Source organism: Rhizobacter sp. AJA081-3, from assembly GCF_017795745.1.
Taxonomy (GTDB): Bacteria; Pseudomonadota; Gammaproteobacteria; order Burkholderiales; family Burkholderiaceae_C; genus Piscinibacter.
Map to the genome: position 1 here is coordinate 201,122 of NZ_CP059067.1, position 22,399 is coordinate 223,520.

Annotated in this window: 19 protein-coding genes; 3 read left to right on the top strand and 16 right to left on the bottom strand. The window is 69.2% G+C overall.

Features of this window, described 5'->3' with window-relative positions; translation table 11 throughout:
• Nucleotides 1-8 precede the first annotated feature (8 nt).
• From HZ992_RS00965 to HZ992_RS00985, 5 genes are all read right to left on the bottom strand, one after another.
• Complete coding sequence (locus HZ992_RS00965) at nucleotides 9-1,022, bottom strand: FAD:protein FMN transferase (protein WP_209384823.1); 1,014 nt, start codon at nucleotides 1,020-1,022, stop codon at nucleotides 9-11.
• 265 nt (nucleotides 1,023-1,287) lie between these two features.
• Nucleotides 1,288-2,973, bottom strand: coding sequence for an N-acyl-D-amino-acid deacylase family protein (locus HZ992_RS00970; RefSeq protein ID WP_209384824.1), 1,686 nt, complete (start codon nucleotides 2,971-2,973; stop codon nucleotides 1,288-1,290).
• A gap of 1 nt (nucleotide 2,974) precedes the next feature.
• On the bottom strand, nucleotides 2,975-4,333 hold the full coding sequence (locus tag HZ992_RS00975) for an NAD(P)H-dependent oxidoreductase (protein WP_209384825.1): 1,359 nt from the start codon (nucleotides 4,331-4,333) through the stop codon (nucleotides 2,975-2,977).
• Between the two features lies 1 nt (nucleotide 4,334).
• Nucleotides 4,335-5,219, bottom strand: a complete 885-nt coding sequence (locus HZ992_RS00980; protein WP_209384826.1) for a phytanoyl-CoA dioxygenase family protein — start codon at nucleotides 5,217-5,219, stop codon at nucleotides 4,335-4,337.
• A complete protein-coding gene (locus HZ992_RS00985) occupies nucleotides 5,216-5,917 on the bottom strand; it encodes a GntR family transcriptional regulator (RefSeq protein ID WP_209384827.1) in 702 nt (233 codons plus the stop codon). Before HZ992_RS00985 ends, HZ992_RS00980 begins: the two co-directional genes overlap by 4 nt.
• A gap of 176 nt (nucleotides 5,918-6,093) precedes the next feature.
• Between HZ992_RS00985 and argG the strand changes: the two genes are divergently transcribed.
• Nucleotides 6,094-7,422: an argininosuccinate synthase gene (gene argG, locus HZ992_RS00990; protein ID WP_209384828.1), complete on the top strand. Its 1,329-nt coding sequence runs from the start codon at nucleotides 6,094-6,096 to the stop codon at nucleotides 7,420-7,422.
• 21 nt (nucleotides 7,423-7,443) lie between these two features.
• On the opposite strand, the gene HZ992_RS00995 is transcribed toward argG, so the two are convergent.
• The 10 genes from HZ992_RS00995 to HZ992_RS01040 all read right to left on the bottom strand — a co-directional run bounded on the left by HZ992_RS00995 (nucleotide 7,444) and on the right by HZ992_RS01040 (nucleotide 17,302).
• Nucleotides 7,444-8,502, bottom strand: a complete 1,059-nt coding sequence (locus tag HZ992_RS00995) for a protein-glutamate methylesterase/protein-glutamine glutaminase (protein WP_209384829.1) — start codon at nucleotides 8,500-8,502, stop codon at nucleotides 7,444-7,446.
• Nucleotides 8,503-8,511: 9 nt separating this feature from the next.
• Nucleotides 8,512-8,994 carry a chemotaxis protein CheD gene (locus tag HZ992_RS01000; RefSeq protein ID WP_209384830.1) on the bottom strand — a complete coding sequence of 161 codons (483 nt, stop codon included), beginning with the start codon at nucleotides 8,992-8,994 and terminating at the stop codon, nucleotides 8,512-8,514.
• A 2-nt stretch (nucleotides 8,995-8,996) separates the two neighbouring features.
• Nucleotides 8,997-9,809, bottom strand: coding sequence for a CheR family methyltransferase (locus tag HZ992_RS01005; RefSeq protein WP_209384831.1), 813 nt, complete (start codon nucleotides 9,807-9,809; stop codon nucleotides 8,997-8,999).
• A gap of 19 nt (nucleotides 9,810-9,828) precedes the next feature.
• Nucleotides 9,829-10,320: a chemotaxis protein CheW gene (locus tag HZ992_RS01010; protein ID WP_209383250.1), complete on the bottom strand. Its 492-nt coding sequence runs from the start codon at nucleotides 10,318-10,320 to the stop codon at nucleotides 9,829-9,831.
• Nucleotides 10,321-10,329: 9 nt separating this feature from the next.
• Nucleotides 10,330-12,546: a methyl-accepting chemotaxis protein gene (locus tag HZ992_RS01015; protein WP_209384832.1), complete on the bottom strand. Its 2,217-nt coding sequence runs from the start codon at nucleotides 12,544-12,546 to the stop codon at nucleotides 10,330-10,332.
• Nucleotides 12,543-14,726: a chemotaxis protein CheA gene (locus HZ992_RS01020; RefSeq protein WP_209384833.1), complete on the bottom strand. Its 2,184-nt coding sequence runs from the start codon at nucleotides 14,724-14,726 to the stop codon at nucleotides 12,543-12,545. Before HZ992_RS01020 ends, HZ992_RS01015 begins: the two co-directional genes overlap by 4 nt.
• Nucleotides 14,723-15,022 carry an STAS domain-containing protein gene (locus tag HZ992_RS01025; RefSeq protein ID WP_209384834.1) on the bottom strand — a complete coding sequence of 100 codons (300 nt, stop codon included), beginning with the start codon at nucleotides 15,020-15,022 and terminating at the stop codon, nucleotides 14,723-14,725. Before HZ992_RS01025 ends, HZ992_RS01020 begins: the two co-directional genes overlap by 4 nt.
• An 8-nt stretch (nucleotides 15,023-15,030) precedes the next feature.
• Complete coding sequence (locus tag HZ992_RS01030) at nucleotides 15,031-15,402, bottom strand: response regulator (protein ID WP_209384835.1); 372 nt, start codon at nucleotides 15,400-15,402, stop codon at nucleotides 15,031-15,033.
• 13 nt (nucleotides 15,403-15,415) lie between these two features.
• Nucleotides 15,416-16,498, bottom strand: coding sequence for a methyl-accepting chemotaxis protein (locus tag HZ992_RS01035; RefSeq protein WP_209384836.1), 1,083 nt, complete (start codon nucleotides 16,496-16,498; stop codon nucleotides 15,416-15,418).
• A 192-nt stretch (nucleotides 16,499-16,690) separates the two neighbouring features.
• Nucleotides 16,691-17,302 carry a chalcone isomerase family protein gene (locus tag HZ992_RS01040; RefSeq protein ID WP_371816815.1) on the bottom strand — a complete coding sequence of 204 codons (612 nt, stop codon included), beginning with the start codon at nucleotides 17,300-17,302 and terminating at the stop codon, nucleotides 16,691-16,693.
• A gap of 388 nt (nucleotides 17,303-17,690) precedes the next feature.
• Here HZ992_RS01040 and trpE point away from each other — a divergent pair, with 388 nt between their 5' ends.
• Together trpE and HZ992_RS01050 are read left to right on the top strand one after the other, a co-directional pair.
• Nucleotides 17,691-19,175, top strand: coding sequence for an anthranilate synthase component I (gene trpE, locus HZ992_RS01045; RefSeq protein ID WP_209384838.1), 1,485 nt, complete (start codon nucleotides 17,691-17,693; stop codon nucleotides 19,173-19,175).
• 2 nt (nucleotides 19,176-19,177) lie between these two features.
• Nucleotides 19,178-19,768, top strand: coding sequence for an aminodeoxychorismate/anthranilate synthase component II (locus tag HZ992_RS01050; protein ID WP_209384839.1), 591 nt, complete (start codon nucleotides 19,178-19,180; stop codon nucleotides 19,766-19,768).
• Between the two features lie 10 nt (nucleotides 19,769-19,778).
• On the opposite strand, the gene HZ992_RS01055 is transcribed toward HZ992_RS01050, so the two are convergent.
• On the bottom strand, nucleotides 19,779-22,307 hold the full coding sequence (locus HZ992_RS01055; RefSeq protein WP_209384840.1) for an HWE histidine kinase domain-containing protein: 2,529 nt from the start codon (nucleotides 22,305-22,307) through the stop codon (nucleotides 19,779-19,781).
• Nucleotides 22,308-22,399 lie beyond the last annotated feature (92 nt).

The following is a 22,399-nucleotide window of genomic DNA, read 5'->3' on the forward strand; positions in this document are numbered from 1 at the left end:
CGGATGGTTCAAGGCCGAGCCCTTTCGACCGCATTCGGACTGCTGCCGAGCAGCCCGGACGAGTAATGCAGGGCGCCTGCCGCGTCGACGACGACGGCATCCACGCCCGAGAGCGATTCGACGAGTTGCATGCCGCGCTCGAGGCCCAGCACGAACAGGCTCTTTGACAGGCCTTCGGTGGTCAGGCCGTCGTCGGCCAGGATGGTGACGCTGTGGATGCGGTCCGGCGACAGGCCGGTGCGCGGGTCGATCACGTGATGGCGGCGCACGCCATCTCGTTCGAAGAATCGTTCGTAGTCGCCCGAGGTCGAGATCGCGGTGTCTTCCAGCGGCAGTACCGCCACCACGCCGCCTTCGCGGCGCGGGTCGCGGATCGCGATGGTCCAGGGCCGGCCGCGGCGGTCGCCCAGGATGTGGCTGTCGCCGCCGGCCGTGACGATGGCGTTGGTGATGCCGCGCCGCGCCAAGATGGCGGCGCCGTTGTCGACGGCATGGCCCTTGGCGAAGCCGCCCAGGTCGATGCGCATGCCTTCGCGGGCGAAGCGCAGCGTGCGCGCCTTCGGGTCGAGCACCAGGTGGCGCCAGCCGATGGCGGCACGGCCGCGTTCGAAGGCCTGCGCGTCCGGCTCGGTGCCTTCGCGATAGTCATAGAGGTTGCCGACGCTGGCGAACGTGATGTCGAACGCGCCGTCGGACAGCTGCGAGAAGACCAGCGCACGTTCGATCAGGCCGTACATCTCGTCGCTCAGCGGCACGGCCGTGCGGCCGGCGTCGCGGTTGATGCGCGAGAGTTCGGAATCGGGCTTGTGCGGGCTCATTGCCCGGTCGATGCGGTGCATCTCGTCCATCACCGCCGCCATCGCGGCCTGCGCGGCGCGGGCGTCCTCGCACCAGAGCTCGACGCGGATCGCCGTGCCCATGATGGCTTCGTCGCGGTGGTGCCAGCCGTCGTTCGCCGCGCGCACGGGCGCCGCGCCGCGGGCTGCGGCACGTTTGACGAACGACAGGTCGAGCAAGGCCAAGATTCCACTCCCGTTTGATCCGCCGCAACCTTGGCTGGTTGTCGACGGGCAGCCTCATTGCTGCGTTGCGGGCGGATCTTCAAGCCTTGCGGGGGCTAAATTGCGTCAAAAGTTGGCAAACCGCGATGACCTTACAACCGGTCGCAGAAGAAACGGCAGCGGCGTGTTCCGGCGTGCGAGCAGATGTTTCAAATGCATGCAGACGCAGCCGGCACTTGACTTGCCGGCCGGTCTCGGCCCTTGCCGCCGGCCGCAAGTCTGAGATTCAGCGCTCGAACTCGGTGACCAGTTCGCCGGCCAGCGGGGCGCCATCGAGCAGGCCCGCCGCATTCGCGACCAGGTGGCCATTGACCCAGACGCCATGCACGCCGCGCGCGTCGGTGGTCAGCCGGGCCGCGCCGCCAGGCAGGTCGTGCACGCGCCGCTGCGACGCGCGGCCCACCGTGGCCGGGTCGAACAGCAGCAGGTCGGCCGCATACCCCTCGCGCAGCAGGCCACGGCCGCGCAAGCCGAACACCTGCGCGCTCTGCAAGGTGAGCCGGCGCACGGCCTCGCCCAGGCTCATCACGCCGCGGTCGCGCGACCAGTGGCCCATCAGGTGCAGGCCGAAGCCCGCATCATTGAAGAAGGTCAGGTGCGCGCCGGCGTCGCTGAGCGAGACGATGCTGTGCGGGTGGGTCAGCAGCCGCGATACCGCCTGCTCGTCGCTGTTGAGCAGCTGGGCGGTGAAGATGGTCGTCAGGTCCTCGTCGAGCGCGAGGTCGAGCATCGTGTCCAGCGGATCCTTGCCGGCGCGGGCGGCCAGCTCGGCGATGCTCTTCTGCTCCAGCGCGCGGTGGCGCTCTTGCGACACCTGCACCACGTGCACCTTGCTCCATTCGCCATTGAAAAGTCGGAAGGTCGCCGGCGCGGCCAGCTCGGCTCGCACGCGCTTGCGGAATTGCGGATCGGCGAGCAGCGCCTCTAGCGCCGCGCCCTTGAGCGACAGCGCCGGCTGCCAGCTCTGCAGCCCCTCCACCGGGTAGGGCGAGGCGAGCGTGAACTCCATCGTCAGCGGGCAGCACGACACCTGCCCGAGCAGCTTGCGGCCGCGCGTGTTGGCGGCGCTGATCGCGTCGAGGTCGGCGAACACCGCATCGGGGTTGGTGCCGTTGTGCAGCAGCGCGGCGATCATCACCGGCCGGCCGGCACGCGCTGCCATCTCTTCCAGCAGCGCCACCGGCATCTGCCCGCCCTTGGTGACCATGTAGACGCCGCCGCCTCGGTGCGCCATCGCCTCGATCAGCGCCAGGTGCTCGGCGTCGCTGGCCAGGCGCGAGGGCATGGGCACGCCGCCCTCGCCGTTGTGCGCCGGGCTGGTGGAGCTGGCGAAACCCACCGCGCCAGCGTCCATGGCCTCGCGAGTGAGCGCTGCCATGCGCTCGATCTCGTCGGGCGTGGCCTCGCGCCGCGCCGCGTCGTCGCCCATCACCCAGGTGCGCACCGACGAATGGCCCACGTAGCAGGCCAGGTTGACGGCGCTGCGGCTGCGCCGCAGTTGCGCCAGGTACTCGGCGAAGGTCTCGAACTCCCAGCGGATGCCCTGGCGCAGCACGTCCAGCGACATGCCCTCGACCTGCGTGAGGTTGCGCATGGTGCGCTCGCGGTCGGCCGGGCGGCACGGCGCGATGGTGAAGCCGCAGTTGCCGATCACCGCCGTGGTCACGCCCAGCGCCGGCGAGGGGCGCACGTACGGGTCCCAGGTGATCTGCGCGTCGAAGTGGGTGTGGCTGTCGATGATGCCGGGCATCAGGGCCAGACCCTGCGCGTCGATCACCGTCTCGGCATCCACCGGCAGCGAGGGGGCGATGGCGCGGATGCGGCCGTCCTTGACCGCCAGGTCTGCATCGAAGGGCTCGCCGCCGATGCCGTCGTACAGGCGCGCGCCGCGGATCAGCAGGTCGTCGGCCATGTCAGGCCACTCGGCGCGCCGGTTGCGCGAACAGGTCTTCCATCGCACGGCGCGTGCGGTAGGCGTGCGTCGTGGTGTCCATCGCCACGTCGGCCCAGCTCAGGCTCTGGCCCTTCTTCACCGGCCGCACCACCTTGACGTTGTGCGCCAGGCCGAGCGGCAGCCCGCCCATCGCGACCGACGTGGCGGCCGGCAGCAGCTTGCCCCACACCGTGTAGCCGCCTTCGCCGTCGAGCATCTCGCCCGGGGCCAGGTCGCGCTTGGCGGTGGCCACCACGTCGGCGTTCCAGCCGGTGGCCACGCCGGTGGGTTCGCCGCGCAGCGCCACGCTGGCCACCGACACGCCGACTTCCAGCCCGATCAGGTGCCAGCGCTTGTAGAGCGTGAAGTAGCGGCCGCTCGGGTCGGTGTGGGCGTTGTATTCCTCGAAGCAGTTCTTGATGTAGTCGGTCTCGGCCTCGACGGTGACCCACACGCCCATGCGGATGTCGTAGGGGATCTTGCGGCCGTCGGCCTCCAGCGAGGAGATCACCTCGACCATGCCCTTTTGCTCGAGCACACCGCCCTCGCTCTTCGGGCGGGTGACGAACGGGATGTCTTCGACGCTGGCCGGCGGGTAGAGCAGGCCATTGCTCGGCACGGCCAGCCCGGTGGCGTTGGACACCGCGGTCGATTCGATCGAGGGCTTGGAGCCGTCGAGGAAGCTGTTGAACATCTTCGGGTTCAGCCCGCCGCGCGCTGCCTGCTCGGGCGTGAGGCCGTAGTTGCCCCACACCGTCTCGGGCGTCGATTCGCTGAAGTGCGGCAGCCACTTGTGGCCACGGCCGGCCGCGACGACCGGGAAGCCGCAGGTACGGGCCCAATCGACCAGGTCGCAGATCAGCGCCGGCTGGTCGCCGAAGGCCAGCGAATAGACCACGCCGGCATCCGCGGCCTTGCGCGCCAGCAGCGGGCCGCAGAACGCATCGGCCTCGACGGTCACGTTGACCACATGCTTCTTCTGCGCGAAGGCTTCCAGGCAGTGGTCGACCGCGGCGATCGGGTTGCCGGTGCACTCGACGATCACGTCGATCGCCGGATGGCGCACCAGCGCGCGCCAGTCCTCGCCCACATGGGTGGCGCCGGTCTTCAGCGCTTCGTCGAGCGAGCCGGCCTGGGTGCGCTGCGCCTCCCAGCCCACGCGGGCGAGGTTGGTCTGCGCCGCGGCGGGCGACAGGTCGGCGATGCCCACCAGGTGCACGCCCGGCGTGCGCGGAATCTGTGCGAGGTACATCGACCCGAACTTACCGGCGCCGATCAGGCCGATGCGCACCGGCCGGCCTTCGGCGGCGCGCTGCTGGAGCTTGGCGAAGAGGTTCATGTCAGGCGGCCTTCCTGGTGTCGGCGATCGGTTCGGACGAGGTCACCAGCGCGCTGCCCGGCATGCCGTTCTTCCACGGCAGCTCGACCGGGTAGGGCTTGAGCAGGCAGTCGTCGGGCAGGCACTCGATGGGCGTGAAGTCGCGGTGTGCGATGTACTCCGGCCGCTTGAAGCGCCGCACGTGGTTGCTCACGGCGCACAGGCTCAGGTAGACGCTGACGCGGTTCCAGGGGCTCAGGTTGCTGGTCGAGGCATGCACCAGGCAGGAGTGGAACAGGATCATCGAGCCGGCCGGGCCCTGGGGCGAGACGATGCCGCCGTTCTTGCCGCCGGCGCGCGCCACCAACTGCCTTATCAGCTCGTGGTCCACCGTCCACAGCGGGTAGCTGGTGGTCGTGAGGTCGTGCTTCGCATCGATCACGCCTTTCTTGTGGCTGCCCGGGACGAACATCAGCGGGCCGTTGAACTCGTTGACGTCGTCCAGGAAGATGGCCACGTTCATGGCGCGCTCGGTGGGCATCATGTCGTCGTTCTTCCAGGTGCCGTAGTCCTGGTGCCATTGCCAGACGTCGCCCTCGAAGGCCATCTTGCCGTTGATCTTGAACTGGTGCATGTACAGCTGCTCGCCGCCGAACAGGTCCTGCACCGGCTCGATCATGCGCGGGTGGCGGCCCAGCCGCGCGAAGGGCTCGCTGTACATGTGCGCGGCGAAGTTCGTGCGCACCGCGTCGGAGCCCTTCTCGCGCACGTTGTAGGCCTCGCGGCGGGCGTAGAGGTCGGGCACCGCCTCGGTGAGCACGCGCGTTTCATCGGCGCTGAACTGCGCGGGGAAGAACAGGTAGCCGTCTCGGTCGAATTGCGCGAGTTGTTCGGGGGTCAGTCTCATGGGTTGTCTCCGGTGGATATCTCGGTGCCGCCGGTGCGCCGCGCGGCGGCGTCCAGGTGGCGGGTCATGTGCTCGCCGGCACGCTCGCCGTGCCTTCGCATCAGTCGTTCGGCCAGATCCGCATTGCCCGCCGCGATGGCACGGGCGATGGCCTCGTGTTCATCCCACACCGATTCGCGCAGCGTCGAGGCCTGCAGCACCGCGCCCATGGCGCGGCGGATGTGGCTCCAGTGCAGGTGGGCGCTGCGCTGGATGAGCGGGTTGCGCGAGGCCGCGTAGACGGCGTTGTGGAAGGCAATGTCGGCGTCGATCAGCGCGTTGACGTCGCGGCCGAGCGCCGCGGCACGGCCGCGCTCGATCAGTGCGGGGTCCAGCGGCTGCGCCTGTTGCGCCGCCAGCCGCGCGGCCAGCGCATCGAGCGCGCCGCGCACCTGGTAGACCGCGTTGATGCCGGCGGCGTCCAGCGGCGCCACCTGCACGCCGCGCCCCGGCGCGTCGAGCACCAGGCCGTCCTGCTTGAGCAGGCGCAGCGCCTGCAGCACCGGCTGGCGGGACACGTTCAGCTGCTGGGCGATCTCTTCCTGGGTGATGCGTGCCAGCGGCGGCAGCGAGCCGTCGCTGATGGCGTCCAGCAGCGCCTGGTAGACGCGCTCGACCAGGTCGGGCGCGGCGTGCAGCTTGACGAGGTGGACAGCCATGGAAGGGCGGGCATTGAGCAGCAGATGACTCTGTATACAGAATACATCAAGCTTGCCGCAAATCAAGCCGCAACGACCCCGATCCGGGCCGAGTGCGCGGCGGCCCCATCAATTGGCCCGAAAATACGCGCCTTGGCACGCCCGGCCCCGCCGGACGGCCCGCACCTCCTCAGACCATGGCAACCATCCTCCAACACCTTCCCGCCGGCCAGAAAGTCGGCATCGCGTTCTCCGGCGGCCTGGACACCAGCGCCGCGCTGCACTGGATGAAGCTCAAGGGTGCGATCCCCTACGCCTACACCGCCAACCTGGGGCAGCCCGACGAGCCCGACTACGACGAGATCCCGCGCCGCGCGATGCAATACGGCGCCGAGCGCGCGCGCCTGATCGACTGCCGCGCGCAGCTGGTGGCCGAGGGCATCGCCGCGCTGCAGTGCGGCGCCTTCCACATCTCCACTGCCGGCGTCACCTACTTCAACACCACGCCGATCGGGCGCGCCGTCACCGGCACGATGCTGGTCACCGCGATGAAGGAGGACGACGTCAACATCTGGGGCGACGGCAGCACCTTCAAGGGCAACGACATCGAGCGCTTCTACCGCTACGGGTTGCTCGCCAATCCGTCGCTGAAGATCTACAAGCCCTGGCTCGACCAGGCTTTCATCGACGAGCTCGGCGGCCGCGCCGAGATGTCGGCCTTCATGACGAAGGCCGGCTTCGGCTACAAGATGTCGGCCGAGAAGGCGTATTCGACCGACTCCAACATGCTCGGTGCCACCCACGAGGCGAAGGATCTCGAGCACCTGAACAGCGGCGTGAAGATCGTGCAGCCCATCATGGGCGTGGCCTTCTGGCGCGACGACGTGGAAGTCAAGCGCGAGGAAGTCTCGGTGCGCTTCGAGGAAGGCCAGCCCGTCGCTCTGAACGGCAAGACCTTCGCCAGCGCCGTCGAGCTGCTGATGGAGGCCAACCGCATCGGTGGCCGCCACGGCCTGGGCATGAGCGACCAGATCGAGAATCGCATCATCGAGGCCAAGAGCCGCGGCATCTACGAGGCTCCAGGCCTGGCGCTGCTGCACATCGCCTACGAGAGGCTGATCACCGGCATCCACAACGAAGACACCATCGAGCAGTACCGCGACAACGGCCGCCGCCTGGGCCGCCTGCTCTACCAGGGCCGCTGGTTCGACCCGCAGGCGCTGATGCTGCGCGAGACCGCGCAACGCTGGGTGGCGCGCGCCATCACCGGCGAGGTGACGGTGGAACTGCGCCGAGGCAACGACTACTCGCTGCTCAACACCGAGTCGGCCAACCTGACCTACAAGCCCGAGCGGCTGACGATGGAAAAGGGCGAGTCGATGTTCTCGCCGCAGGACCGCATCGGCCAGCTCACCATGCGCAACCTCGACATCGTCGACACGCGCGAGAAGCTCGCCACCTACTCGCAGGTCGGCCTGCTGCCCTCGGGCGGCACGGCGCTGCTGCCGCTGCTCAAGGGCGAATAGCGACGCGGCTCGGCGGGGCGCTCAGCCCCGCGCGTCGAAGGCAGAGATCGCGCCGGCCACGCGCTGCAGCGGCAGGATGTCATCGACGCCGCCCATCGCGATGGCTTCCTTGGGCATGCCGAAGACGATGCAGCTCTCCTCGTCCTGCGCGATGGTGCGGGCGCCGCGCTCGTGCAGCGCCTTCATGCCGCGCGCCCCGTCGTCGCCCATGCCAGTCAGGATGATGGCCAGCACGTCGCGCCCGGCGCATTCGGCGGCCGAGCGGAACAGCACGTCCACCGACGGCTTGTGGCGGTTCACCGGCGGGCCATCGGCCACCACGGCGAAGTACTGGCCGCCGGCCTTGCGCAGCTGCATGTGGCGCCCGCCCGGGGCGATCAGCACCACGCCGCGTTCCAGGCGATCGCCGTCCTTGGCTTCCCGGACGTTCATCGCGCACAGGCCGTCCAGGCGCTGCGCGTACATGGCAGTGAATTTCTCCGGCATGTGCTGCACGATGGCGATGCCCGGGCTGTCGCCGGGCAGCTGCGTCAGCACGCTCTCGATCGCTTGCGTGCCGCCGGTGGAGCTGCCGATCACGATGGGCTTGTTCATCGACAGCGCATGCAGGCCTGCGATGACCGGTCGAGCCGCCGCCTTCTGAATGGGTGCTGCCGAGGCGGCACCCGAACGGGCGCGCGGCCGGGAGCGTGCCGCGGTCTTCAGGGCCGTCACCAGCTCGCGGCGCGACTCCTCGAGGAACTGCTTGAGCCCCAGGCGCGGCTTGGCCACCACGGCCACGGCGCCGGCGGCCAGGGCCTCCAGCGCGGCCTTGCTGCCGTCGGTGGTCAGCGTCGAGCAGATGACCGTGGGGATCGGGTCGGTCTCCATCACCTGGCGCAGGAAGGTCAGTCCGTCCATGCCCGGCATCTCGATGTCCAGCAGCAGCACGTCGGGGCGGTTCTTCTTGATGGCCGGGCCGGCCAGCAGCGGGTTCGGTGCGCTGCCCGCCATGCGGATCTCGGGGTCGCCCTGCAGCAGGTGCTGCAGCGTCTGCCGCACCACCGCCGAGTCGTCGACCACGTACACATTGATTGTCATTCCTGCTCCTCAGATCGGCATGGCCGCCACGTGCGGGGCGTCGGGGCCCACGGTCCAGCGCAGCCGCCGGTAGGTATTGCCGCCGAGGTCGTGCTGCAGAACGCGCACGCCGCACTCGGACAGGGCGTCGCGCACCCAGTCCGTATTGCGCGCACCGATCGCCTGCTGCGGGTAGACCTGCGGGAACATGTTGCCGCCGCCGTAGAAGTAGGCTTCGCACTGCCCGGGCTGCAGCCCGCGCTCGCGCAGCAGCTCGTTCATCTGGCGCAGCGCCACGTCGGCGTAGGCGGCGTCGTCGTGGCGCCCGGCCGGTGCCGGCATGGCATGGACGATGTGGCACATCGCGCCGACGGTGCGGCGCGGGTCGGTCAGCACGATGGCCACGCACGATCCGAGCAGTGTCTCGAAACGATCACCGCGCTCGCCGCAGGCCACGCCGCCGGGGTGCAGCACGTGCAGCAGGCCGCCCGGCGCGTGTGGGTGCTCGGCCACCGTCATCCCGCGACCTTGCGGAATGCGCCCGGCGCCAGCACCTTCAGCGGGGTGCGGCACGGCACCCGGCCCTCGGCGGTGCCAAGGAACAGGATGCCGTCGGGGCGAAGCTGCGTCAGCACGCGGTCGACCACCTCAGCCTTCGTGGGCGGGTCGAAGTAGATCAGCACGTTGCGCAGGAACACCACGTCGAACGGCCCGATGTTCTCGATAGGCACGCACAGGTTGAGCTGGCCGAAGCGAACACGCTCGCGCAGCTTGGGCTGCATCTGGCTCAGACCGTCGGCCTCGCCTTCGCCACGCCAGCAGTAGCGTTTCAGCCGCTCGGGCGAGACGTTGCGCAGCCGCTCCTGCGGATAGATCGCCTGGCTCGCGCTGCGCAGCACGCGGTCGCTGATGTCGGTGCCCAGGATCGACCAGTCGTCGCCGATGCGCCCTTGCGTCTGCAGGTCTGCCAGCAGCATGGCCGTGCTGTAGGCCTCGTCGCCGAAGGAACTGGCGGCACTCCACACGCGCAGCGAAGCGGGTCGCCTGCGCGCCAGTTCCTGCTCGAGCAGCTCGTAGTGCGCCGGCTCGCGGAAGAAGTAGGTCTCGTTGGTGGTCAGCAGGTCCACCGCGACCTGGAATTCGCCCTGGTCGTCGTCGCCCGCGATCAGCGCGAGGTAGTCCTCGTAGCCGTCGATGCCCAGCCGCTGTAGGCGCGGTGCGAGCCGCGACGCGACGAGTGGCTTCTTGTGGGCGGCGAACGACAGGCCGATGGATGAATGCATCAGCTCCGCGATGGCGCGGAACGTCTTGTCGTGAAGGGCGGTCATGGCTTGCGCGTCGTGCCCCTCATGCCGCCAGCGCCTCCTGCGAGGCCTCGCAGAGGTTCGCCATCTCGTCGACGTCGAAGGCGCGGTCGGGCTCGAGGATGATGACGAAGCGATCGCCTCGCTTGCCCATGGCGCGGATGAAGTCGCGGCGCACCGAGGTGCCGAAGTTCGGCGGCGGCTCGATGGCGTCGGCGGCGATGTCGACGACCTCGCTGACCGCGTCGACCATCAGGCCGAGCTCGACGCGTTCACCCTCGCGCATCGCGTCGAAGATGACCACGCAGGTCTTCTTGCCGACCTGGGCGGCCGGGCGGCCGAAGCGGGCGTGCAGGTCGATCACCGGCACGACCGAGCCGCGCAGGTTGATGACGCCGCGCACGAACGAAGGCATCAGCGGCACGGTGGTCATGGCCCCGTACTGGATGATCTCGCGCACGCTGCGGATGTCGATGGCGAACACCTCGGCCGCGAGGTGGAAGGTCAGGTACTGGGCGTTGTGGTCCTGCTGCATGGCAGGCTCTCAGTACGGGCGGAAGTTGCCGTGCGTGCCGGTGGCTGCCGGCCGCGACGGCGCGCCGGCTGCCGGACGGGCGGCCGCGCCGCGCATCGGCGAGTTCGGCGCACGGCGCTCGGAGCTTCCCGTGCTCTCCCCGCGTGCCGGGCGCGAGGCTCCGCCGCCGGCAGCGAAGAACGACACCGACTGCTGCAACTGCTCGGCCTGGCCGGACAGCTCTTCCGACGTCGCGGCCAGTTCCTCCGAGGCCGACGCGTTCTGCTGCGTCGCCTTGCTCAGCTGCCCCATCGCTCCGCCGATCTGCGTGACCGACTGGCTCTGTTCCTGCGAGGCCGCCGCGATCTCCTGCACCAGCTCGCTGGTCTTCTGGATCGACGGCACGATCTCGTCGAGCAGCTTGCCCGCACGCTCGGCGGTGGACACGCTGTTGGCCGCCAGGTCGCCGATCTCCTTGGCCGCCTCCTGGCTGCGCTCGGCGAGCTTGCGCACTTCAGCGGCGACGACTGCGAAGCCCTTGCCGTGCTCGCCGGCACGCGCCGCCTCGATGGCGGCGTTCAGCGCCAGCAGGTTGGTCTGGTAGGCGATGTCGTCGACGATGCTGATCTTCGCGGCGATCTGCTTCATCGCAGTCACGGTCTGGCTGACCGCCTGGCCGCCTTCGCCGGCTTCCTTGCTGGCCTTGGTGGCCATGCCGTCGGTGACCTTGGCGTTGTCGCTGTTCTGCGTGATCGAAGCCGACATCATGTCGATCGAGGCGGTGGTCTCCTCCACCGACGAGGCCTGCTCGCTCGCGGCTTGCGACAGCGACTGCGCCGTGGCGCTGACCTGGCTGGCGGCGCCGGTGAGCGCCGTGGCCGCGGCCCGCACTTCGTCGATGATGGCGGCGAGCTTCTCGCTACTCGAGTTGGCGTCCTGCTTGACCTGGTCGAAGGTGCCGCGGGCCTCGCGGGTGATGCGCTGCGTGAGGTCGCCATTGGCCAGTGCGGAGAACACGCGGCCCACGTCCTCGATGATCCCGGCGAGCGCCTCGCTGGTCGTGTTGGCGTCGCTGCGCACCTGGCCGAAGGTGCCGGCGTAGTCGCGCGTGATGCGCTGGCTCAGGTCGCCCTCGGCGAGCGCGCCGAAGACCCTGCCGACGTCCGCGAAGATGACCGAGCTGGTTTCCAGCAGCGCATTGACGCCGGAGCACAGCTCGGCGATCGGGCCGGACTTGCCCTCCATCGGGATGCGCTGCGCCAGGTCGCCGGCCATCGCGGCCGCCGTGACCTTCTGTGCCTGTTCGACGGCCTCGCGCAGCATGCGCGCGGCCACCACCTCGGCGGTGACCTCGGTGGCGATCTTGACGATCTTCATCACCCGGCCCATCTCGTCCTTCACCGGCGCATAGACCCCCTGGATCCAGACTTCGCGGCCGCCCTTGGCGACGCGGCGGAAGGTGCCGTTCTGCGACTTGCCGTCATTGAGCTGACGCCAGAACTCCGTGTACGCCGGCGTCGCCGCGTCGACCGGGTCGACGAACATGCGGTGGTGGCGGCCGACGACCTCGTCGGCGGAGGCTCCCATCACCCCGAGGAAGTTGCCATTGGCGCTGGTCACGGTGCCGTCGGGCTTGAACTCGACGAAGGCGGACGAGTTGTTGATCGCTTCGACGATGCCGCGCGCGTTTTGGCGCTCGATCTCCGAGGCGGTGATGTCGTAGCGCACGCCGAGGTACTTCATCGGCTTGCCGTTTTCGCCCAGGATCGGCGCGATCACCGCATCGACGTAGTACGGTGTGCCGTCCTTCGCGCGGTTCTTGATGATCCCGCGGAACATCTGGCCGCGGCCGATGGTGGCCCACATCTGCTTGAAGACATCCTTGGGCATGTCGGGGTGCCGCGTGGTGTTGTGCGGCTGCCCGATCAGCTCGGCCCGGGAATACTTCGACACCTCGATGAACTTCTCGTTGATGCTGAGGATGTCGCCCTTCTTGTCGGCTTCCGAGACGATGCTCGTCTCGTTCATGATGTCGGTGCGCACCTTCAGCTCGGCCTCGACCTCGTCCAGGCGAGCCCGGACCTGCCCGAGCGTGGCGGATACGTCGGTGCGTTCGCGCTCGAGCGTCGCGCGCTCGGCCTCGATGCGCGCACGTTCGCTCTCGAGACTGGCCAGCGCCTGGGCCGATTGCTGGAGCTCCATGCCCGCGAACAGGCGGGCCAGGAAGGAAGGGCTGGGCTGGTTCATGACAGTCTTTCAGTGGGTTGTTGCTGCCCGCGGGCGGCGGGTTCGGCGGCCAGTTGGCTCAGGGAGGCGACGTCGAAGATGAGCGCGACCTCGCCATTGCCGAGGATCGACGAGCCGGACATGCCGCGCAGGCTGCGGAACATGCGGCCCAGGGGCTTGATGACGGTCTGGTGCTGGCCAAGCAGCACATCGACCATGACACCGTAGCGCTGCGTGCCGGAGTGGATGACGACCACGCTGCAGCGCTCGGGCGGTGGCGTGTCCAGCGCGTACAGCGTGCGCAGGCTGAGCACCGGCAGAACACGGCCACGCAGCTCGACCACGCTGCGGCCGCGCGCGTCCAGCGCGGTGGCGGTGGGCCGGTCCTCGATGACCTCGACGACCGATTCCAGCGGGAAGATGAACTTGCTCGCGCCCACGCCGACCAGGAAGCCGTCGATGATCGCCAGCGTCAGCGGCAGGCGGATCTCGATCGTGCTGCCCTGGCCCTCGACGCTGTGGATCGTCACGGTGCCGCGCAGCGCTTCGATGTTGCGGCGCACGACGTCCATGCCGACGCCGCGGCCCGACAGGTTGGTGACCTTCTCGGCGGTGGAGAAACCGGCCTCGAAGATGAGGTTGAAGATCTCGGTGTCGGGCGGCGTCACGCCGCGCTCGACCAGGCCGCGTTCCCAGGCGCGCTGCAGCACCTTGTCGCGCTGGATGCCCCGGCCGTCGTCGATGATGCGGATCAGCACGCTGCCGGATTCGTGGCAGGCCGACAGGGTCAGCTTGCCCTGGGCCGGCTTGCCGGTGGCAAGGCGCTGCTCGGGTGTCTCCAGGCCGTGGTCCAGGCCATTGCGCACCAAGTGCATCAGCGGGTCGGCGATGCGTTCGACGACGGCCTTGTCGAGTTCGGTCTCGCCGCCGACGATCTCCAGTGCGACGTCCTTGCCGAGCTCCGACGCGGTGTCGCGCACCACGCGGCGAAAGCGGGCGAAGGTCTCGCCGATCGGCACCATGCGCAACTGCAGCGTGCCGTTGCGGATCTCCTCGATGAGGCGGCCGATCTCGGAGTTGGCCTCCATCAGCGCGCCGTTGCGCGTCTGCCGTGCCAGCAGCGCGGCGCCGGCGCCCGCGATCACCAGCTCGCCCAGCAGGTTGATCACGTCGTCGAGCCGGTCGGCCTGCACGCGGATGTAGCGGTTGCCGTCCTGCGCACCCGGGGCCGACTCGCGGCTCTTCTGCTGCTTGCCGAGCGCCGCCTCGACGATCTGCGGATGCACGCCGTCGGCCTGTAGCAACTCGCCCAGGCGCGGCGCGCCTTCGGCGCTCACGTCCTCGCGCTGCTTGTGCAGGGCGCGCTCCAGTTGTTCGTAGTTCACCGCGCCGATGGACAGGAGGATCTCGCCCAGACGCGGGCTGTCCGGCAGCTCGTCGATCAGCTGGACCAGGCGCTGCGGCGTGGCGTCGGGGCCGATCACGTGAAGCGTGGCATCGTCGCGCACGAAGCTGAACGCGTCCTCGATGGCCTCGCGCGGCTTGTCGGTCTGCAGCTCGAAGACAAAGCCGAGGTGGCATTGCTCGGGATCCAGCGCGTCCAGTGCCGGCACGGCGGCGCTGTCGCAGCCGACCGCCAGGATGCTGCCGAGCTGCCCGACATAGCTCAGGATCGCCAGCGGATCCATGCCGTTGCGGAAGGTGTCCGCACCGAAGCGCACCGAGATGTGCCAGCGGCGGGAACCGGCCGCCGGTGACGCGGAAGCTTGACCCGCTGCGGCCGTGCTGCGTGACGGGGCCAGTGCGCCCAGGCGCGTGACCAGCGCGGCGCGGGCCGCGGCGCCCTGCGCGTCGTCGCTGTCGCCGCTGGCCTGGGCCACGAGCAGCCGGATCTGGTCGTTGCTCTGCAGCAGCAGGGTCGACAGCTCGGGCGTCAAGGCGATCTCGCCTTCGCGAAGCCGGTCGAGCAGCGTCTCGACATGGTGCGTGAAGGCCACCACCGCATCGAGGCCGAAGATGCCCGCCGAGCCCTTCACGGTGTGGGCGCAGCGGAACAGAGCGTCGAGCAGTTCGCGGTCGTCCGGCGCGTCTTCCAGTTGCAGCAGCAACTGTTCGATGGAAGCGATCTGCTCCTGCGCTTCGCTGATGAAGGCGGGCAGTGCTTCGGCGATGAAGCTGTTGTCTTGTTCGCTCTGGTTCATGCGCCGGCTCCCGCGGTCCGCTCGGCTTCGAGCAGGCCCGTCAGGCCGAGGCGTTCGCAGGCGCCGCGCAGGGCCGGGCTCGGCCGCTCGATCAGCAGGCTGCGCTGTTGCGCCTGCAGGGCACGGGCCAGCGCCACGAGGAGCTGCACCCCGGCGGCATCGACCTCGGTCACGCCGCTGGCGTCGGCCCGCAACGTTTCGGCGTCGTCGGCCGTGAGCCAGGCAAGCCACTGCGGGCGCGTCTCGCCCACGGTGTAGATGGTCAGTTCGGCCGGCAGGGCCAGTGCGGAAGGCATGCGCGCTCCTAGGGCAGGATCAGCTTGGAGACCGCGTCCAGCAACTGCGGTGGATTGAAGGGCTTGAGGATCCAGGCCTTGGCGCCGGCGGCGCGTCCCTGTTCCTTCTTCGCGTCCTGCCCTTCGGTGGTCAGCATGATCACCGGCGTGAATTTGTGGCGCGGGTGCTGCTTCACGTGCGTCAGGAAGGTGATGCCGTCCATGTTCGGCATGTTCACGTCGCTGACGATCAGGTGGACTTTGGCGAGCTTGTCGAGCTGCGCAAGCCCTTCCTTGCCGTCGCCGGCTTCCAGCACCTCGTAGCCGGCGCGTGCCAGCGACAGCTTCACCACGGTGCGCAGCGAACTGGAGTCGTCGACGATCAGGATGGTCTTGGCCATGACAGCGCCTGGTTCAGAAGAAGGTGGTTCCGGTCGACGGTGCAGTCGCTGCATCCGGCGACTCGGGGGCGGAGATCGCGCGTTGTTCGGCGGTCGTGTAGCCGGCGCTCAGCAGCGCCTGCCACTCGCCCGGATCGGGCGCTTGCCCGTTGGCCATGGTGGTCTGCAGGCGCTGTGTCGCGGTGTGGATCGAAGCGCTGACCTGGTCGAGGATCTGGCTGACGCGGTCCTGGAACTGGAAGGCCACCATCAACTGCTCGACCTGGCCGCGCACAGACTCGCCGCGGGCGCGAAGCTGCGCGGCGCGCTCGTTGAGCTGTGTCACCGCACCGTCGACGTCGGCGATCACCGCGCGAATGGTGTCCTCGGAGCGCCGGATGCCGGCGTTGTCGTGCTGCGCATGCTCGTCGGCCTGCTTCAGAGCACCGCGCATGCGCTCGCCGAAGCCGTTGACCTGTTCGCCGATGCGCCGGCCTGTGTCGCCCGACTCGGCCGACAGGCGGCGCACCTCGGCGGCAACGACGGCGAATCCGCGGCCGCTGTCCCCGGCACGAGCCGCCTCGATGGCGGCGTTGATCGACAGCAGGTTGGTCTGGCGTGCGAGCTTGCCGACGTCTTCGGCCATGTCACCGAGGCTGGCAGAGGCACCGGAGAGTTCGCGCACCGAGCCGAGCACCTGCTCTCGCGAGCGAACCGACTGCTCCAGCGATTGCAGCAGGCCGAGCAGGCGCTGCTCGCACTGCGCGAGCACCGCGGCGCGCTCGTCGAGCTCGGCGTGGCTGGTCGCCGATGCGGAAGGCGGCGAGATGATCAGGTCGAGCTCGGACAGGATCGCCGAGAAGCCTTCCAGCAGATGGGCGGTGGCTTCACGCATCTGCGCCTGGGCGGTGCCGATGTGTGTGGTCCAGGTCTGTGCCGCTTCGGCCAGGCGGTGGCCGAACTCGGCGCTGGCGGGGCTGGCGTCGCGGGCCGGCGTCGACGCCGCACCGGTGAGGAAAGCCAGGGCGCGTGCGAGCCATGGCTGGCGTGCCGGCGCCCCGTGCGCGGGCCCGTCGTGGGCGACGCTGCCGGCCGCACTGTTCGAAGAGGTGGACATGTCGTGAGGTGGTTGCGGGCATCGCGGCGCAGCGCAGCGCGATCCCTCACCTCAATGTCGGCATTCCAAGATCGGGCAATAGGGCTGAAAGAGCCTCAAATGCCACGCAAACTGAGAAAAATGGCGCCTCTGCGGCAATCAAGTATCAAGATAGTCACTTATGACGGCTTGCGCGTCGCCGTGACCGGTCCGTCAGTTCGCGAAGGGATCGCGAACGGGCGCGCCTTTGCCCAGCAGCGCTTCTTTCAACTGCGCGTCGGCCGGCGAGTGGCCGAGCCAGATCTTCAGCAGCGCCGAGAAGAACTCGGGTTCCTTGATCGGCTCGGTAGAGGCCTTGCCGTTGATCAGCACCGTGGTGCCCTGGCCGGGTACGTAGTCGACGAAGAAGTACTCGCCGGCGGTGAGCTTCTTCTTGGCGGAGAACAGGTCGGCCAGGCGCAGGGTGCCGGCGATGGACTTGGAAAACTCCTCGCGGGGCGCGTTGTCCTGCATGCCGCGGGTGAACAGCTTGCCCAGTTCGTTGGCGTCGATGTCGCGCAGCATCACGATGTGCATGCGCTTTGGACCGGGTGCGGCCAGCACCGCTTCCGGCGTGGCAGCCTTGCTGCCCAGGTACAGGCCGGCGGTGTAGACCTTGAAGATGGCCTTGTAGCGCACGCCGGCGCCGTTGAGCAGCAGCTTCGCGTTGCCCATCTGGGCGGACTGCTCGTACTTCACGCCGCCGACCTCGGTGGTCTGTGCCTGCGCAAGCGGCGTGGAAAGAAGTGCCACCAGGGTGGCGCCCAGAAGGATGGTGCGACGGATCACGACGCTCTCCGATGTCGAGTTGAGCAGGCCGATGAGCCCGCAAGGCAGCGCAGTGTGACAAAGCCGGGCCCGCCGTGTCCATGACGGATTGCACGAGTGGAGAGGGCGCTCCAGCCCGATTGGCGCCGCTGCTACACTGCGGCCGCATGTTTTCGACGCGCAAGCAAACCGAAAGGTCGCACGACCGGGGAGCCTGGCCCTGGCGCCGCTCCTGCCTTCGCGCCGGGCGCTGACCCGGCCCCGTTTGCCTGCCGTTGCGCGCCCGGACCGACATGGATCCGCGCCCTTCGGCTCCACCCGCCGGAACCGCTTTCGGCCCGATACACCGAATCGAACCGTCACGCGCACGCATCGCCGTGCGCCGGGCCGTGGAGGGCCCTGACCCGTGATCACCGAACTCGAATTCAAGAGCCTGGCCGCCCAGGGCTACAACCGCATCCCGCTGCTCACCGAGGCCTTCGCCGATCTGGAGACGCCGCTGTCGCTGTACCTCAAGCTCGCCTACGGCAACGGCGGCGGCAAGCACAGCTTCTTGCTCGAATCCGTCGTCGGCGGCGAGCGTTTCGGGCGCTATTCCTTCATCGGGCTGCCGGCGCGCACCCTGCTGCGGGCCACCGGCTTCAAGACCGAGGTCGTCACCGACGGCGTCGTCGTCGAGACGTACGAAGGCAACCCGCTGGACTTCATCGATGCCTACCAGAAGCGCTTCAAGGCGGCGTTGCGGCCCGGCCTGCCACGTTTTTGCGGCGGCCTGGCCGGCTACTTCGGCTACGACGCGGTGCGCTACATCGAGCCCAAGCTGGCGAAGACCTGGAAGGACGGCGGCATCGACACGCCCGACATCCTGCTGCTGCAGTGCGAGGAACTGGCGGTCATCGACAACCTGTCGGGGCGCCTGTACCTGATCGTCTATGCCGACCCGACAGAGCCTGAGGCCTACTTCAAGGCCAAGCGGCGCCTGGCGGAGCTGGGCGACAAGCTCAAGTACAGCGTCACCGCGCCGCAGGTCAAGCGCGTCGCCGCGCATGGCGTGGAGCGCGAGTTCGCCAAGGACGACTACGTGGCCGCGGTGCTCAAGGGCAAGGAGTACATCGCGGCCGGCGACATGATGCAGGTGCAGATCGGCCAGCGACTGCGCAAGCGCTACACCGAGAGCCCGCTGTCGCTTTACCGCGCGTTGCGCTCGCTGAACCCGTCGCCCTACATGTTCTTCTACGACATGGGCGACTTCCAGATCGTCAGCGCCAGCCCCGAGATCCTGGTGCGCCACGAGCATGTGCCCGAGGGCGAGAAGGTGACGATCCGTCCGCTGGCCGGCACGCGACCACGCGGTGCCTCGCCCGAGCAGGACAAGGCGCTCGAGGCCGAACTGCTCGCCGACCCGAAGGAGCGCGCCGAGCACGTGATGCTGATCGACCTGGCCCGCAACGACATCGGCCGCATCGCCAAGACGGGCACGGTGAAGGTCACCGAGGCCTTCGTGGTCGAGCGCTACTCGCACGTGATGCACATCGTCAGCAATGTCGAGGGCCTGCTCAAGGACGGCATGACCAACCTCGACGTGCTCAGGGCCACCTTCCCGGCCGGCACGCTGACCGGTGCGCCGAAGATCCGCGCGATGGAGATCATCGACGAGCTCGAGCCGAGCAAGCGTGGCATCTACGGCGGCGCCTGCGGCTACCTCAGCTTCGCCGGCGACATGGATGTGGCCATCGCCATCCGCACCGGCATCGTCAAGGACCAGACGCTCTACGTGCAGGCGGCGGCCGGCGTGGTGGCCGACTCCGTGCCCGAGATGGAGTGGAGGGAGACCGAGCACAAGGCCCGCGCGCTGATCCGCGCGGCCGAACTGGTGGAAGAGGGGTTCTGATCATGCTGCTGATGATCGACAACTACGACTCATTCACCTTCAACCTGGTGCAGTACTTCGGCGAGCTCGGCGAAGAGGTGCGCGTGCTGCGCAACGACGAGATCGACGTCGCGGGTATCGCGGCGATGAAGCCGGACAGGTTGGTGCTCTCGCCGGGCCCGTGCTCACCGGCCGAGGCCGGCGTGTGTGTCGAGGCGATCCGTGCCTTCACCGGCAAGCTGCCCATCCTCGGCGTGTGCCTTGGGCACCAGGCGATCGGCGCTGCGCTCGGCGGCAACATCGTGCGGGCGAAGACGCAGATGCACGGCAAGACCGACGTCATCACCACCGACGAACGCGGTGTCTACACCGGCCTGCCGCGGCAGTTCACGGTGATCCGCTACCACTCGCTGGTGATCGAGCAGGCCACGCGCCCCAGGGAACTGGAGATCACTGCCACCTCGCAGGACGGCGAGATCATGGGCGTGCGCCATACCGCCCTGGCGGGCACGAAAACGCCGATGGAAGGCGTGCAGTTCCACCCCGAGTCGATCCTGACCGAGCACGGCCACGCCATGCTGCGCAACTTCCTGCGCCAGAGCGACGCGGGCTGAGCGCCGGCACTCAGCGCTTCAGCGCGCTCGCGAAGGCGCGCTGCACGTCGAGCGCACCGTAGGGTTTGCAGATGCTCGGGTGGCCGCGCAAGGCCGCGGGCAGGTGGTCGGTCTGGGCGTGGCCGCTGGCCACCACCAACGGGATGCCGAGCTCGGCCAGCCGGTCGGCGACGCTCTCGCTGGTGTGGTCACCCAGGTCGACGTCGATCATGGCGATGTCGAAGCGCCGCTCGGCCAGCAGTGCCAGTGCATCGGGCGCGCGGCCCACGCGAATGACGTCGGTGCAGCCCAGCTGCGCCAGCATGGCCTCCACCGTCAGGGCGATCACCAGATCGTCTTCGACCAGCAGCACGCTGGCCGGCGCGCCACGGTGCAGCGCTTCCACCGCCAGCAAGCCGGCGCCGTCCACGGCGGCACCGGCCGCGCGCTCGAAGCCGCGCGGGATCACCAGCCGCGCCTGCAGCCCGCCGGGCAGGTACTGCACCTCGGTACGGCCCTGCAGCTCGTGCGCGAGCGCTTCGGCGATGACGCGCGAGCCGAAGCCGATGCGCGTGGGTTCGGCGGTGGCCGGGCCGCCGGATTCGCGCCAGTCGATGCACAGTGCGCCATTGCGGTCGACCTCCCAGTGCACGGCAAGCCGGCCGCTGGCCTGCGACAGCGCGCCGTACTTGCGCGCGTTGGTGGCGAGTTCGTGCACCACCAGCGCCAGCGACATGTAGGCGTTCGGCTCCAGCTGGATCGGCGGGCCGGACAGCGCCGACTGGCCCGTGTCGCTGAACGGCCGGATCTCGTCTTCCATCAGGCCCAGCAACGGCGCCGGGCCCCAGCGCGTCTGCTCGATCTGCATGTGCGCCCGCGCCATCGCGCCGACGCGGTTCTGCAGCGTGGTGGCCAGTTCCTCGACGCTGTCCGAGCGTGCCGCACTCTGCTGCACCAGGCCCTTGACCAGCGCGAGGATGTTGCGGATGCGGTGGTTCAGCTCGCGCACCAGCAAAGCCTGCCGCTGGCTGTCGCGGCGCAGCGTGCGCAGGTCGCGTTGCTCCCGCTGCGCCGCCAGCAATCCCTGCATGCGCACGCGCAACACCTCCGCCAGCTCGACCTGCAATGGCGTCCAGGGCTCGCCATGCAGCCGCACTGATTCGCGCCAGGCCGCGAAGCTGCCACGCGGCGTCAGGTTGCCGCGTTCGCCGTCCAGCGACTTGTTCGGGTTGCCGGCCCACACGACATGGCGACGGACTTCGTCGCGGAACAGCAGCAGCCAGTCGCGCGACGGCTGCGACAGCGGCACCGCCACCATGCCCGCCACGCGCGGTGCCAGCGCAGCCGTGGACGGCCAGCGCTGGGCGAGCGAATCCACCACCACCGCCTCCGGCACGGGCGTGTCGGCCAGCAGTTCGCAAAGCGCCGCGACTTTGCGCGGCGGCGGCCCCTCGCCCCAGCGCAGCGTGCGGCCGTCCAGGTGCAGCGCAGCGCCAGTGGCGCGCAGGGTGTGACAGATCGTGGCCAGCACGGCCTCGCGTTGCGCGGAAGGCGCCTCGTGATCCACCAGCGGCTCGACGCCTGGCTGGCTCAGCAGCAGGGCGTTGATGTCGTGCTGCAGTTCCTCGCTCTCCAGACGCCCGATGGCCAGCCCGAACAGCCGGCCCAGGGTTTCGGCGATCGCGCGGCAGGCGAGCGCCGGCCGTTTCGGTGCGCCGTGGTGGCAGACGACCAGGCCCCAGAGGCGGCCGTTGACGCGCAGCGTGATCGACATCGTTGCCGCGGTGCCCATGTTGCGCAGGTACTGCAGGTGCACTGGCGAGACGCTGCGCAGGGTGGCCAGCGACAGGTCCAGCGCGGCGGTGTCGTGGCCGAGCACGTCGACGCCATCGTCGGCCACGTCGCAGATGATGCGCGAGGGGCTGCGCAGGTACAGCGCGCGCGCCTGGGCCGGGATGTCGCTGGCCGGGTAGCGCAGCCCGAGGTAGGTGGGAAGCCCGGGCGCGACCTGCTCGGCGATCACCGTGCCGCTGCCGTCGGCGGAGAAGCGGTAGACCATCACCCGGTCGTAGCGCGCCAGCTCGGCGATGCCGCGGGCAGCGGCGGCGGCCAATTCGCCGATCTCGTTGCAGTGGGCCAGATGCTCCGCGCAGTGGCCCAGGCAGACGATGTCGCGCAGGGTGTCTTCGGCGCTGGCCGGCTCGGCCTCGATCACGAGCAGGCCGCCGCTGTCGTGGATCGACACATCGACCGGGTCTGCACGCCCGGGCCACGCGACTCCGTACAGGTGCTGTGCGGCGTCGTGGGCGAGCGAGACGCGGGCGTGCGCGGCGGCGGCGGCCAGGGCCTGGCGCGGCAGGGCCGACTCGGCACCCGCGCCCAGCAGCGACTGCGGCGTGCGGCCGACCCAGGCGGCGGCATTGGCCGAGACGTGCGCGATGTGGCCGCCAGGATCGACGGCCAGAAGGAAGCCGGCCGCCTGGATGCGGCCGAGCCGGTGGATGGGTTCGGAGGCGCATTCCGCCAGCGCGCGCTCCAGCGGGGTCGGTTCGCGGCTCACATACTCCTTCGCCAGCGGCAGACTTCTTCTTGGTGCCGGGCACTTTACCCGACGCTCGATACACTGCGTGCCTTCTTCCAGACTTGTTGATC

Bases quoted from the DNA above. Each gene is read 5' to 3' on its own strand.
- HZ992_RS00970 (WP_209384824.1), bottom strand. From the start codon at position 2,973: ATGGCCGACGACCTGCTGATCCGCGGCGCGCGCCTGTACGACGGCATC.
- HZ992_RS00975 (WP_209384825.1), bottom strand. From the start codon at position 4,333: ATGAACCTCTTCGCCAAGCTCCAGCAGCGCGCCGCCGAAGGCCGGCCG.
- HZ992_RS00980 (WP_209384826.1), bottom strand. From the start codon at position 5,219: ATGAGACTGACCCCCGAACAACTCGCGCAATTCGACCGAGACGGCTAC.
- HZ992_RS00985 (WP_209384827.1), bottom strand. From the start codon at position 5,917: ATGGCTGTCCACCTCGTCAAGCTGCACGCCGCGCCCGACCTGGTCGAG.
- argG (WP_209384828.1), top strand. From the start codon at position 6,094: ATGGCAACCATCCTCCAACACCTTCCCGCCGGCCAGAAAGTCGGCATC.
- HZ992_RS00995 (WP_209384829.1), bottom strand. From the start codon at position 8,502: ATGACAATCAATGTGTACGTGGTCGACGACTCGGCGGTGGTGCGGCAG.
- HZ992_RS01005 (WP_209384831.1), bottom strand. From the start codon at position 9,809: ATGACCGCCCTTCACGACAAGACGTTCCGCGCCATCGCGGAGCTGATG.
- HZ992_RS01010 (WP_209383250.1), bottom strand. From the start codon at position 10,320: ATGCAGCAGGACCACAACGCCCAGTACCTGACCTTCCACCTCGCGGCC.
- HZ992_RS01015 (WP_209384832.1), bottom strand. From the start codon at position 12,546: ATGAACCAGCCCAGCCCTTCCTTCCTGGCCCGCCTGTTCGCGGGCATG.
- HZ992_RS01020 (WP_209384833.1), bottom strand. From the start codon at position 14,726: ATGAACCAGAGCGAACAAGACAACAGCTTCATCGCCGAAGCACTGCCC.
- HZ992_RS01025 (WP_209384834.1), bottom strand. From the start codon at position 15,022: ATGCCTTCCGCACTGGCCCTGCCGGCCGAACTGACCATCTACACCGTG.
- HZ992_RS01030 (WP_209384835.1), bottom strand. From the start codon at position 15,402: ATGGCCAAGACCATCCTGATCGTCGACGACTCCAGTTCGCTGCGCACC.
- HZ992_RS01035 (WP_209384836.1), bottom strand. From the start codon at position 16,498: ATGTCCACCTCTTCGAACAGTGCGGCCGGCAGCGTCGCCCACGACGGG.
- HZ992_RS01050 (WP_209384839.1), top strand. From the start codon at position 19,178: ATGCTGCTGATGATCGACAACTACGACTCATTCACCTTCAACCTGGTG.